The sequence below is a fragment of the Methylophaga sp. UBA5088 genome (assembly GCF_002414625.1).
Taxonomy (GTDB): Bacteria; Pseudomonadota; Gammaproteobacteria; order Nitrosococcales; family Methylophagaceae; genus Methylophaga; species Methylophaga marina.
Genome location: NZ_DIAC01000010.1, coordinates 89,470 through 101,911, shown reverse-complemented (window position 1 = coordinate 101,911; position 12,442 = coordinate 89,470). Strand labels below are relative to the sequence as shown.

Genomic DNA, 12,442 nt, shown 5'->3' with positions numbered 1-12,442 from the left:
GTGGATAAATCAACCAAACATGTTTACGGTACATCATTAGCTTGTCCTAGAGCAGGATTCATTGCCGTTTTTCTCAATAAAATTCTTAAGAAAACAGCCTCCAAAGTAAGTCTGCCAGACCAGACAAAACTAGCACCAATAACACCATACGATTGAAAGATGTAAGGAGCAGTAATTACGTACAGTACACTTTCAAACAAAAACACGAACATAAGTAACTTCACTTTGCCTTTTGCAAATAAACTGACTAAAGGCAACTGTGAATAAGCAGCAGCCATAATACCGATAGCTAGGATAAAAACGACAATACTGACTGATTTATCAATCACTTCCGTAGCAAAAACAGTGGTGATAATGAAAGAAACCAACAGTAATCCTAACAGGTAAAATAAGTTGAGCAAGCTAACCTTTTTATACCAGTTAGTAACTGCATACGCTTGTTCACGACTCTTATCAGGCTTAGCCATAATGGGCACTAAAACAATAGCGAGAGACCAGGGTAAAAGAAGGTAACGGCTCATAATGTCCTGACTTAATATATAAACAGATAATTCACTCGTTGAAAGATATCCTGCGACAAAGAATCTATCTAAGAAAATAAAACCTGATGATATAAATCCAGCTATCGCGGCATAAAAACTATAATTAATTATATTTTTTAACTTCTTAACACCTCCCACCCTATATATTGAAGGTAAATAATTACTGGATAATAAATAATAAAAATAGAAAGAAAAGATTCGAGAGGTCACCAAGGCAACAGCTACTGCAAAAACCGAAGATGAGAGCGGATATACAAGAAGGGGAAATAAAAAAAGGCTACATCCAGACACCATTTTTGCAATATTAGCTACTCTGAATTCACCTTTTCCCTCTAAAGCTCCCCTATACACCGAAATTAAGATTGATGGGATGAGACCAAGAGCAACAATCTTGAATGAGTTAATCAACTCATTCTGAATTTTTTCGGCAGGTTTTAACCAACCAGTTATAAAAGGCTCAGAGAAGAAATAAATTGTTGCCATTCCTACGAGTCCTACGAGCCCCCCGATAAACATCCCTGATTTGAGATACTCACTAATATCCTTCTCTGACTCTAATGAGGGTATAAAGTGATGAAGGCTTCTCGATAAACCAAAGTCATACACAACTAAGAACAAAAAAATAGAACACAAAAGAGAAACATAAGAAAAAATCTCAGTTCCATGTAGAAGAGCTAATACAGGCAGACAAATAACAGCTGCGCATGCGGGTAAAACACCACCCAATAAACTCCACAATGAGTTTTTACTAATAAAATCAAATAACTTCATCAGAATACATATGTAATTAGCATTAATGATAATACTAATTGATGAGAGCGTTCCCTCCTGAACTTACTGACATTAAATGCCAGTACAAGCCTGTCAGAGAAATTTAATCTAACCATACGCTGCATAAGAGATGAAGATGTTTTTTTTTCCTGACAATAGCTTAAAAGTAAATATGAAAGTAGTTGAACCTGATTTCTATACCAACGCTGCTTTACTGTCACCAATCTCTTTATAGATGCTCGGAAGCCTTTATGTACACCCACCACATTGTGTAGATGCTGTCGATATTTTAAGAGTGGTCTTTGTTCTATATACCATTGATAATTAGCCGCTCTTGCATAAGCATAAATTAGCCAATCATGAAGATCTGGAAGGTTTTCATCTGTATGTTTCTGAACAAAGTCATGAAGCTCATCAAACAAGGCTCTAGTTACACAGAAGGAACAGCCAGGTCCAGCTGACTCAAATAGATAATCTAATTGCTTGAGAGGTTGGGCTTTATTAATAAAAGCACATTGTCCATCATCCCAGAAAGCGACCACATTTCCTGATATCGCATCAACATTTCGTTTAATCAATGTATGAGTCTGGTATTCAAGTTTATTACTCAGCCATATGTCATCTTGATCAGCAAAAGCTACAAAATCAGCATCTAAAATATCAGCCTGCCTAATTAGCCGATAAAAATTTTTCCCGGCACCGTTTACGGCAGAATGATCTGATAACAGAGTCACTCTTGCATCAGTTTTTGCAAGTTGCTTTACAAGGGGATATGTCCCATCAGTTGAACCGTCATCAGATATGATCAGTCTGACATCAACATCCCTTTGCTCCAGTATTGAATGGACTTGCTCTTCAATCCAGTTTATTCCATTATGTGTAGCCAAAAGCACTGCTACTTTTTTATTTGGTAGATTCATCCTGATTCCTTACTTTGATCCATCGCTTTGTAATGAAACAATATTTTTTGACTATTTTAGCTGGAACACCTACTACAATAGTATTTTTATCAACATCCTTAGTAACAACTGAACCAGCCCCTATGACGGCACCTTGACCTATTGTTACTCCAGGCATGATTGACACAGACTCTCCAATCCAGACTTTATCCTCTATAATTACCGGGGCAGAATACAGTTCCCGGTCTGTTGGATTCTCACTTGGTGATGATTCAATATCTTCATTACTGTAGCAGCCATGGTTATGATCAGTAATGAAGACCTTACTTGCAATCAAAACATCATTACCAATCACCACTTGATCAACAGCACCAATGTGAACATAGTCATTAAGTTGCACTCGATTACCAATTACGATCTGATGTGGTTTTGTTCCAAGCGCATCAATTCGGACCCCAACACCCGTTGTAAAATGTTTCCCCCATTTAACGGCAGAACGTCCGCGAATATAAAAAGGCAAGCGTATAAGGCGTGCAGGTTTATAAAAAATCTTGGTTACGACTAATGCACTCACTAACCTAATAGAGCCCAAAAAACCATAACGCTTCAATAAATGTCTCATGGACGCTGCCAAAATTGAGGGAGTCGTGATGCTGTTTTTATTAAATTGAAATAAAAAGGAATTTTCAGGTTATTTTTTTTACATGCCTTAAAAGACTCGATATTCCCTTTAATAATATTTCTTAACGAGTTATTACTCGCTCCACCTATTCGCATCTTTATCATTATATTAGGAAGGTAAACTGATGTAAGACGGTAAATTTCTAGAAACCGCATGGTGAGCTCAAAGTCAGACTGAATTTTAAATTCAGTATCGTAATACCCAAGTTCATCAAAATAGTGTTTTCTGACAAAAAAAGTAGGATGTGCAGGCATCCAGCCGCGTTGAAAAAGACCTGGGACAAAGCATCGTGACTTCCAGTATCTTATGATCCTATCCGTATTTTCTTTATCAACATAAACAAGATCACCATACACAATATCAATTAAAGGGTCTGAAAAAGCAGCAGCAACATTACTCAGTACGTTTTCATTTGCATAAAAATCATCGGCATTGAGAATACCGACAATGTCGCCTGAAGCGGTTTTTACTCCCTTATTCATTGCATCATAGATACCATCATCAGGTTCAAAGATGTATTTTGAAACAGAGTCTGATGAAGCAATAATCTCACGTGTACCATCTTGAGAACCGCCATCCACAATAATATGTTCAATATTCGGGTAGTCTTGCAAAGCAACAGATTGAATTGTGTCATTAATAGTTTTAGCACTATTAAAACACACAGTGATGATGGAAATTTTCACTATTTATGTCTTCTTCCAAACGTTTCGTTGATGCTCAAACTCTAACACTGACTTGAAAAACATAGCTCTTAATTTAGGATGCAGTGCCCAGAAAATTATTTCAAAAGCCTCTTGAATCCAATGAAAAACATTCTTACGCTCAGCAAAATCAGAAATCTCGCGGTTATATTGAGATAAATTTTCAGAGAGTTGGCCCGAATGCTTTTTAAATACGCCGATAGGAGACGATATTACTTCCAGCTGATGCTCATTACTAAATGACCACCAAAGATAATAGTCCCCCGCAAGCTTTAATTGTCTCAAATACTCCAGGTCAACAGTGTCAAGTATACTCTTACGCCAAAAAGTTGATTCTTGTTGAATATATGGCAAAGTTTTGCCGTATGCTCCAACCCTGATTAATGAGGAAGTATATCTAAAAGGTAAATCTACATGTGTAATGATATTTTTTTCATTACAAACAGAGCGATATCCGGTTATCCAAGAAATATCATGTTCCGTAAATATATCAGCTACAGCCTCAAATGCATGAGGGTATAAGAAGTCTCCAGCATTTAAATAGCACATGATATCGCCTGTCGCTAACTTAAAACCTTTAACTAGCGCATCATACATCCCATTATCAGGCTCTGAGATAAGCGACTTTATATTGTTTTTATAACCTTCTAAAAGAGATAGCGTACTATCTGATGAACCACCGTCTATGATAATGATTTCAAAATTTTGATAGGTCTGATTGATAATAGAGTTGATGGTATGACAGATATAATTATCTGCATTAAAAATTGGGCAAATGACACTTATTTTCAACTCTTCATTATTTTTTTTCATTTTTTATTTTAACTAACTCATTCAATCAAGCTTTTCTTTAATACCTGACCTTAATTAATGATAAAGATGACTTAAATCATCATTAAAAACTAGGTCTGCCATTTATTCATAACATCAATTACTTCATAAACGTCATCCTGGGAATGAAAATATGAGATGGGCAGACTGAGAGTCGTTTGATGAATTTCGTCACTGATTGGATAGTTCCCATGCAGAACATTCTTCATCGCTTTTTGTTTAACAGGAGGAACAGGGTAATGAACTTCAGTTTTAATGTTGTTCTTCAATAGATATTCTTTCAACTCATCACGTCGTTCAGTTCTAACATTAAATATGTGATAAACATCGAAATAATCTTCATCAACAACAGGCATGATAAACTTGTCACTTAGGTTATCAAAATAAAGCTTTGCTAACGAACGTTTGTGATTATTGATATTGTCCAAGACGTTTAATTTTATAGATAAAAAAGCTGCTTGAATTTCGTCTAACCTGGAGTTATAGCCAATAACATCGTTATAATACTTTTCCTGACTACCATAATTTCTCAAAGCTTGAATACGTTCTTGATAGTCTTTATCGGAACATGTGATAGCACCGGCATCCCCTAATGCACCAAGATTTTTAGTCGGATAGAAACTAAAGCAACCGACCCCAAAACTTCCCACTTTTTGGCCTTTATAAGTTGCCCCATGCGCCTGTGCACAGTCTTCAATAATTTTTAAATCATATTTTGTTGATAAAGCAGATATTGAATCCATATCACAGGCTTTACCATATAAGTGCACGACAAGTATTGCTCTAGTCTTATCGGTAATTTTCTCTTCTATTTTAGTCGGGTCGATATTATAAGTATTAATATCTGGTTCAATTAAAACAGGTTTAAACCCATTACGAACAATAGAAAGAATTGTCGCAATATATGTATTTGAAGGAACAATAATCTCACTGCCTTCAGGGAAGTCAAATGCATCAATAGCTAGAATAAGTGCATCTAAGCCTGATGCTAGACCAACACAATATTCAGAACGACAATAATCAGCAAATGCATCTTCGAATAGAGACACATTTTTACCTAATATATACCAGCCACTCTCTAGAAAATTTTGGAAACTTTCTATGTAATCTCCAAATAATTTCTCATTAACCTTTCTTAAGTTTTCATATTCAATCATCAGTATGGCGCATCAATATAGTCATTTACATCGTAATACTCTGAGGCAAATACTAATAATGTTGAACCTGGCGTAAAGTTATCCATCGTGTGCCAATCCTGAGGTTCAACAATCAAACACTTGTCAGATTCATCTAGAATAAACGTTTGTTCTTCAATACCATTATTAATATATATTTCACAACTTCCTCCGAGTGAAACTAAAGCTTGGACCGTCTTGTGATGTCGATGTCCACCTCTTTTACCTCTGACATCATAAACATAATAAAACCGTTTAATTTCAAAAGGGAGCACCTTTTCTATGATTGTCAGTTTGCCTCTTTCATCACCAAACGTTGGTAAATCAATCAAATATGCCATTCTATTCCTTTGTTATAAAATCGGTATCATAGACGTTGTATATTCCCTTCATTTTTCTTTTCAGAACTCTAATTGGCTCTTTCCAATGAAAAGGTATCTTTCCTGAAATACCACTATAACAACCTGATCTATCGAGAGACTGTATCATCTGGCTTATTTGCTGTAAGTGGATTACATAAGGTTTATAGAGAAGAGATATATTTTTTTTATTTAAAAAATAAAGACCTAACTCGACTTTGTCTTTAGTAATAAATTTGAAATTATGGAAATGGTAAAAAATCAATTTAAATTGAGAACTAGATAAGTCGTATTGCTGAACATTCCAAGGAGCTACTCCCCCACCTAAATGCTGGAGTACATGCACCCCCTCAAACCGGTCAGTCCAGTCATCTAAATATTTTTGATCTCCAAACTTGCCATCTTCAAAATGAGCGAAACACCAATCAATACATGCATTACGCCACCAATTCAATGCTTTCATACCATCGGAAGTGTTTTTAAAAGTCATAAACTGTACACAATATATACCACTGGTACTGCTTTGATCATACGCTGGAGTATAACGATGTTCTGTGAGCAAAATAGATTTATCGCCCATTTCTTCAATTAAGATTGCTGGGTCTCCAAAAAAATACAGATCTGCATCTAGGTAGGTGCATTCATGCAGCTTAAACTTTTCAATACAATATTTAATTGTCGACGGTGTACAAGTCCAGCAATATTCCCCTGCTCCACGTGTATGCTTGATAGCTAAAAGCTTCTCGTCTTCGAACTGTTCGAGAGAGATAACAGTAACAAACTCGAGATTAAGTTTTATTAGTAGGTCATAAGCTTTATTATCGAATGCAAAAATATATAGATGAAAAGCTGTTGTTTGTAGCTTTAAGGATTCATACATCGCTAAGCCACGAGTTAAGTAATTACTATCAAAAAGTGTACAGTAGTTATACATTTTGGGTTTTCTTTGCTAAGACAACATTATCCAAATATAAGTCATCATTTTTAGGTAGTATTTTACCGAGAAGAAGTCCTATTGTATTGACTGGTGCGGTTAATAGTATGCTAAGAAATAAGTTTATCCATAAATTGGATGTATTAGTTACTTTGAATAAATAAGCACTTAAAAGTTGAAAAACAACCTCGATACCATTGTTAGTCTTCTCAGCTTCGATAATCTCAAAACCATTCTTTTCAAGAATATGCTTCAAACCAAAAGAAGAATATCTAGCATAATCATACGGCTGTTCATGCTCATCCCAAGCAAAAGGTACTGTTAAAAGCAATAGTCCATTAATCTTTGTGACGCGATTTATTTCCTTTAGAAACTCATCAGGATTAAAGACATGCTCAAAAACTTGATTAGTCAAGATACTATCAAAATAGTTATTTCCGAAGGGAATAGTTTTACCATCATAGAATGAATCAGCAAACTGATGATTCCTGTTTCCTTCATCATCAATTTCTAAGCCAATATACTGCTCAACTTCACAGAGCGATCGATATGGTTTTGTACCACAGCCAATATCTAATAATTTGCCATCAAGGTGAACGACCTTATTCGCTACACTATTAAAGAGGCCTTTTCTTGCAAAATAAAACGGATTAATAAATAAACCGATAAAACCAGGGTTGAACTGTTCCCTAATATATAAAGCCTTAAGTTGATTAATCACGTTTGAAGATCATTCCTTTAAACATACAATCACGACTATTAACTTCTAAACTAGTGAAAGACTCTATCAATTTATATCCATTTTTAAGATAGTGTTCGACAAATGAAGTCTCACTAAAAAACCAACATGGGTAGCTAGCACTGTAAATTACCGGAGAGACAACTTGAAGCTTTAACTGATCTTTATCATCATGAGAAAATGGGGTTCTGTCTACGACGATATAATCAAACCTTCTTTTCAATAATTGCTCCATTAATTCATATGGCTTTTCAATATATTGCATGACACTAGATAGCAATAATACATTGGGTTGCTGTTCATCAAGACAACTGTCTAAATCAGGATAAAATCTAAGGCAGTCATCGGAAAAGTATTGCTTGCCAATGTTTACAAAATTAGGTTGCTCAATGATATTCCATGAAACTTTATCAAACAGTTCAAGGAACTTTTTATTTTGATAATAACTACTACCTAACCCACCACCGAAATCAAGCACTCGGATAGAACCTGAACTCACAGAAGAAAGTAATATTCCACTTAATAATGGCCATGAGTAACATACTTCATCAAAAACTACACTATCTCGCTCATATGCGGCTTCACCACTTTTAACTTTCAGAGCTGATTCTTTAACTTTATTCAAAATGTCATCTTGATCGTATCCTGTCGAGTGACAACATACCTCCTCCCAAGAAGAATAATTTCCTTTCCAACCATATTTCCGACCTCTGAACTTATTCAGGAAAGTAAAAAAAATCGGTGGTATCAATGACTTTAACAAGCTTTTCAATTCAGTACTCGTTTGAGTTTTTTTAATAGTCTTCTAAGAAGGTTAAGTGATGTTGATTTAAAAAAACACTGCATTTTTTGTTTCGCGATTGTGTTTTCATGTAGTTTTATTCTGGTTAGTTTTTTGTAATGATACCCAATCTCCTGAGAGAAAAAGTCACTTTGTGAACAGTGCGTACCACTGCCATCATTACCAATGTTTTGAACGTATGATTTTCCTGGATATAGAGTTAACATATTTTCTAGAAAAGTTGACATGTACCATCTTATAGCCCAAGAATTATTTTTGCCCTCAATTTGGTCTTCAAGCATTTTCGTATATTGATAACTACCATTGAAATCAGCCTCGTTTTGCAGTCCACTAGACGTTAACTTTTCCAACAAAACTTTTCCATCTGGCTCAAAAATATTCCAGGCTCGTTTCCATGTAGCCCAGCCCCAGCAATCAGCACCTTTAATAAAAAAAGTCTCTGGAAGTTTATCGATTGGATAGATATATCCATGTATGGAAGCTACATTCTCATCATTTTCATACAATGACAACCCATCATTCATGTAGTTAAGAAAATGTGGACTGGTTACAAGATCATCCTCTAGAACGATTACCTTTCCAAACTCATTAGTAATTCTCGTAACACCATCAATTATTGAACTCGCCAAGCCATAGTTAGTTCGACGCTCTATGATCGATACGTTTTTAAATCCTTTGATTGATTTTATATATTCTCTTACAGCCTTGACTAGAGGTATTGCGCTATCATTTTTTGGAGCATCACTGTATATAAAAAGCTCACTATCTGTAGCAAGACTATTTTTTTGAAGTGCTTCAATTGTTTGCTGAGTATGCCACGGACGGTTATACACAAATAGAACTATCGGTGCTAAGGTCACTTCCTAGCCTCTTTGTAAAACAAAGTATTAAATGTTTTTGCAAACAAAACATAATTGATAGACTTCATATATTCATGTATCTCAAAATCTAAGCTTTCGATATTGCTTAAATTGAGTTGTTCAGTTAATACCCAGCTTGGGCGATATTTTTCCCAATCATTCGACTTAAGCACATCTAAATCAAAACCTTCGACATCTATCGATAAAAAATCTATTCGCTGCCCATTAAGGTATTTATCAAATATATCTGATAAAGGCTCAACCTCAACACTTATTGTTTTAATATGTTTGTATCGTGTTTGTGCTAATCGGTCATTCAAAACATTAACATCAAATGTATTTAAGGCTGGCTCATCAAACATGTAATAATCCAGTTTTTTTGATTGACATGAAATACCAATATTTAAGTTGATATCTCTTCTTCTTAAACTATTAAATAAATTAAACAAGTCTGGGTTCGGCTCAATATTGATACCATTCCACCCGAATTCTCTATATAAAGAATAAGTATTTGAAAACCTTTTAGGGTGATGTGCACCTACATCCACATAAACCCCCTTTTTTTTGCCATCAAAAATACGACGCAAGATCATATCTTCTCCTTCTTGTGAGAAGGAAAGAGTTGAATAGTACCCGTACCATATTTTGGAAAAAAAATTAATCAGACAATCGAGGGTGAACTTCTTCAGAATCTTAATCTGCATGCTGTATACTTGCTGACATAGAGAAAACAGGCTGGACATTGGCTACTGGTTGGAAATTAAAGTCTCGTGATAAAAAGATAGAAGTCGTCCATGTATAGTTATTTATTGGACCGAACCCATGAAAATCTATTTCTATAAAGTTCATTTCGTCCCTCAAATATTTTGCTGTATTCTTATACCAATCGGAGTTATCTAAAATTACCATCACCCCTTGATTTGTTTCTTTATTTAAAAAAGAACTAATCTTTTTTGCACATGCTTCACGTTCAATCCCATCAATAATAACTACATCATAACTTCCTGACGGTATGTCTGTGTATGTTTCTTTATTTCTGTATATTATTTTTTGGTTGCCCATAATTTTTTTCTTTGTCTTCAGATACCATTCTTCATCATGTTCAATAGATGTAACTTGTCTCGCTCTTGAAGCCCAAAAAGACGAGGAGTTACCGCTACCAAACTCTAATATTTTTTTACCTGAAAAGTCTAAATTTCTAAGATACTCAATTGACGGATATGTGTACCATGGGATTTTTTCATCAGTGGAATCCACACAATCCCAATTTTTGATTGTTTTGAACTGGCCGTATTCAGAAGCAAGTATCCGAAAGTTGGTTAGCTGCTTCTTAAGAGCATCAGGCAAAATCCATTTAAACAATTTTATTATCATAAATTAACCTTAAAAAAGAATGCTTTTAACTTCATGTAAAACGTCACACGAGTTTTTTTTGTAAAAAAGTCGAAGAAAAAACCAGCTACGGCATAACTGATCAGAGTTGCAAAGGCTGCTCCCCCTATTCCATATACGGGAACCAGTGAGAAATTAAGTATAATGTTGATTAACATCCCATAAAATGTTCTTAAGAAAGCTAAGCTTTGTAAATTTTCAGAAAGATACCAACTACCACTGACCACACCTAAATAAACAAAAACACTCGCCCAAATGTGTATTTTTAGTACATCCGTCGCAGCCATGTACTCTTCTCCAAACAAAATGGTTATCAACCAGTCACTTGTATAAGTCATAAAGGCCGAGATTATAACGGCACTCCAGACAATAAATGTGTATAACCTCTGTAGTCGTGTGTAGTATAAATCTAGACTAACTTTCTTCGCATTGAGAACTGCAGGAAATAGAGAATTTGCAATAATCATTGGAATAAAATAAAAAGCTTCACTCAGTCGAACTGCCGCCGCATAGACTCCAACAGCCTCGTCGCCCATTATGTTTTTAATCATTACCTGATCTATTTTCATATAAATAGAAGCAACTAAACCAGAGAAAGCTAATGGTAGAGAGCTTTTTATAAGACTTTTCGCCATTACTCTATCAAAATACCACTCTCTTGGATTTAACTCACTGACATAGCGGTAGCTCACCAATAAACCCAAACAAAGAACCGCGGTATCAAAGACAATTACCCATACAAATGAAATCAATGGAGCGTTATTTAAAATAAGCACAACTTTAGTCAAGCTTGATACCCCTAAGCTTATAGAGTTTGCAATTGCTACATATTTTGACTGAACTTTTGATTGATAGTAATAATCAATTACATTAAAACTTTGGAATATTAGTGAGCCCGCTATTATGAAAATTATGAGTTTTGTATATAAATCATGTTCAATAAAAATGAATATGCCAGCTAAGATAGGGAAAATTAAAATTGCACCGATTAGTTTTAAGCCAAATGCAGTTCCTAATAAAATGTTCCTCTTAGTATCATCATTTACCAATTCACGTACAACAACTCCATCCAAGCCTAAAGTTGAAATAACACTGAACAAAAAAACAAAACTTTGTGCGTAGTTGTACAAACCGAATTGTGCAGGACCTAAATATCTCGCAACCCAAATCCCAACAAACAAACCTATCACAACTCTTAATAGCCTTTCAGCCATTAGCCATGTCGTGTTTTCTAAATAACGCCTAAGTCCTCGGTGGTTAGTAAACACTTTCAGCTTATCTATCACTTGAAGATGTCACTACGTTCTTGAGTTATTTAAATTTTCTGTAAACCAGCTGTATGTACGAACAAGTCCATCAACTAACGAAATACCTGCTTTCCAACCAAGAGAGTTAATTGTTGTGACATCCATCAGTTTTCGCATAGTTCCATCAGGTTTTGTAACATCAAAGACAATCTCGCCTTGATACCCTATGACTTCCGCAACCGTCTCAACCAACTCCCGAATAGTACAGTCAACTCCTGTTCCGACATTTATATGTGAAAGCATTGGATGAGTGTGCCGTTGATACTTACTGATATCCAAATTCATAACAAATACTGATGCTTCGGCCATATCATCAACATGTAAAAATTCACGCATCGGTTTTCCACTTCCCCAAGCAATAACCTGTTTATCGCCGTTCACTTTTGCTTCGTGGATACGTCGAATTAACCCAGGTATTACATGAGAATTGTCAGGGTGGAAGTTG

The 12,442-nt window shown here is 35.2% G+C and carries 15 protein-coding genes; all 15 read right to left on the bottom strand.

The annotated features are described in order from the left end of the window. Positions 1-23: 23 nt before the first annotated feature. Positions 24-1,313 (bottom strand): oligosaccharide flippase family protein, encoded by a 1,290-nt coding sequence (locus B4K20_RS01340; protein WP_289281612.1) that lies wholly within the window; start codon positions 1,311-1,313, stop codon positions 24-26. Then, positions 1,313-2,233: a glycosyltransferase gene (locus B4K20_RS01335; protein ID WP_289281611.1), complete on the bottom strand. Its 921-nt coding sequence runs from the start codon at positions 2,231-2,233 to the stop codon at positions 1,313-1,315. Before B4K20_RS01335 ends, B4K20_RS01340 begins: the two co-directional genes overlap by 1 nt. Next, positions 2,217-2,834, bottom strand: a complete 618-nt coding sequence (locus B4K20_RS01330) for a DapH/DapD/GlmU-related protein (RefSeq protein ID WP_289281610.1) — start codon at positions 2,832-2,834, stop codon at positions 2,217-2,219. Before B4K20_RS01330 ends, B4K20_RS01335 begins: the two co-directional genes overlap by 17 nt. Beyond that, positions 2,831-3,580 (bottom strand): glycosyltransferase family 2 protein, encoded by a 750-nt coding sequence (locus tag B4K20_RS01325; protein WP_289281609.1) that lies wholly within the window; start codon positions 3,578-3,580, stop codon positions 2,831-2,833. The genes B4K20_RS01330 and B4K20_RS01325 overlap by 4 nt, the downstream gene beginning before the upstream one ends. 3 nt (positions 3,581-3,583) lie before the next feature. After that, the gene (locus B4K20_RS01320) at positions 3,584-4,411 is read right to left on the bottom strand and encodes a glycosyltransferase (protein WP_289281608.1); all 828 of its coding nucleotides are present in this window, start codon (positions 4,409-4,411) and stop codon (positions 3,584-3,586) included. 89 nt (positions 4,412-4,500) lie between these two features. Continuing rightward, positions 4,501-5,586 (bottom strand): DegT/DnrJ/EryC1/StrS family aminotransferase, encoded by a 1,086-nt coding sequence (locus tag B4K20_RS01315; RefSeq protein WP_289281607.1) that lies wholly within the window; start codon positions 5,584-5,586, stop codon positions 4,501-4,503. Beyond that, complete coding sequence (locus B4K20_RS01310) at positions 5,586-5,945, bottom strand: sugar 3,4-ketoisomerase (protein WP_289281606.1); 360 nt, start codon at positions 5,943-5,945, stop codon at positions 5,586-5,588. The genes B4K20_RS01315 and B4K20_RS01310 overlap by 1 nt, the downstream gene beginning before the upstream one ends. A gap of 1 nt (position 5,946) precedes the next feature. Next, entirely contained in the window at positions 5,947-6,897 is a 951-nt protein-coding gene (locus B4K20_RS01305; protein WP_289281605.1) for a glycosyl transferase, read from the bottom strand. Then, complete coding sequence (locus B4K20_RS01300) at positions 6,890-7,618, bottom strand: class I SAM-dependent methyltransferase (protein WP_289281604.1); 729 nt, start codon at positions 7,616-7,618, stop codon at positions 6,890-6,892. The genes B4K20_RS01305 and B4K20_RS01300 overlap by 8 nt, the downstream gene beginning before the upstream one ends. Beyond that, complete coding sequence (locus B4K20_RS01295; RefSeq protein ID WP_289281646.1) at positions 7,611-8,387, bottom strand: TIGR04325 family methyltransferase; 777 nt, start codon at positions 8,385-8,387, stop codon at positions 7,611-7,613. Before B4K20_RS01295 ends, B4K20_RS01300 begins: the two co-directional genes overlap by 8 nt. Before the next feature lie 17 nt (positions 8,388-8,404). Continuing rightward, positions 8,405-9,298, bottom strand: a complete 894-nt coding sequence (locus B4K20_RS01290; protein ID WP_289281603.1) for a glycosyltransferase — start codon at positions 9,296-9,298, stop codon at positions 8,405-8,407. Further along, a complete protein-coding gene (locus B4K20_RS01285) occupies positions 9,295-9,891 on the bottom strand; it encodes an FkbM family methyltransferase (protein WP_289281602.1) in 597 nt (198 codons plus the stop codon). The genes B4K20_RS01290 and B4K20_RS01285 overlap by 4 nt, the downstream gene beginning before the upstream one ends. Positions 9,892-9,991: 100 nt before the next feature. After that, positions 9,992-10,672, bottom strand: a complete 681-nt coding sequence (locus tag B4K20_RS01280) for an SAM-dependent methyltransferase (protein WP_289281601.1) — start codon at positions 10,670-10,672, stop codon at positions 9,992-9,994. Beyond that, a complete protein-coding gene (locus B4K20_RS01275; RefSeq protein ID WP_289281645.1) occupies positions 10,669-11,958 on the bottom strand; it encodes a flippase in 1,290 nt (429 codons plus the stop codon). Before B4K20_RS01275 ends, B4K20_RS01280 begins: the two co-directional genes overlap by 4 nt. Positions 11,959-11,988: 30 nt before the next feature. After that, a partial coding sequence (locus B4K20_RS01270; RefSeq protein WP_289281600.1) for an NAD-dependent epimerase/dehydratase family protein occupies positions 11,989-12,442 on the bottom strand: 454 nt, incomplete at its 5' end.

What these genes read in the sequence shown, in the direction of transcription:
- B4K20_RS01340 (WP_289281612.1), bottom strand. Translation starts at nt 1,313, where the DNA reads ATGAAGTTATTTGATTTTATTAGTAAAAACTCATTGTGGAGTTTATTG.
- B4K20_RS01335 (WP_289281611.1), bottom strand. Translation starts at nt 2,233, where the DNA reads ATGAATCTACCAAATAAAAAAGTAGCAGTGCTTTTGGCTACACATAAT.
- B4K20_RS01330 (WP_289281610.1), bottom strand. Translation starts at nt 2,834, where the DNA reads ATGAGACATTTATTGAAGCGTTATGGTTTTTTGGGCTCTATTAGGTTA.
- B4K20_RS01320 (WP_289281608.1), bottom strand. Translation starts at nt 4,411, where the DNA reads ATGAAAAAAAATAATGAAGAGTTGAAAATAAGTGTCATTTGCCCAATT.
- B4K20_RS01315 (WP_289281607.1), bottom strand. Translation starts at nt 5,586, where the DNA reads ATGATTGAATATGAAAACTTAAGAAAGGTTAATGAGAAATTATTTGGA.
- B4K20_RS01310 (WP_289281606.1), bottom strand. Translation starts at nt 5,945, where the DNA reads ATGGCATATTTGATTGATTTACCAACGTTTGGTGATGAAAGAGGCAAA.
- B4K20_RS01305 (WP_289281605.1), bottom strand. Translation starts at nt 6,897, where the DNA reads ATGTATAACTACTGTACACTTTTTGATAGTAATTACTTAACTCGTGGC.
- B4K20_RS01285 (WP_289281602.1), bottom strand. Translation starts at nt 9,891, where the DNA reads ATGATCTTGCGTCGTATTTTTGATGGCAAAAAAAAGGGGGTTTATGTG.
- B4K20_RS01280 (WP_289281601.1), bottom strand. Translation starts at nt 10,672, where the DNA reads ATGATAATAAAATTGTTTAAATGGATTTTGCCTGATGCTCTTAAGAAG.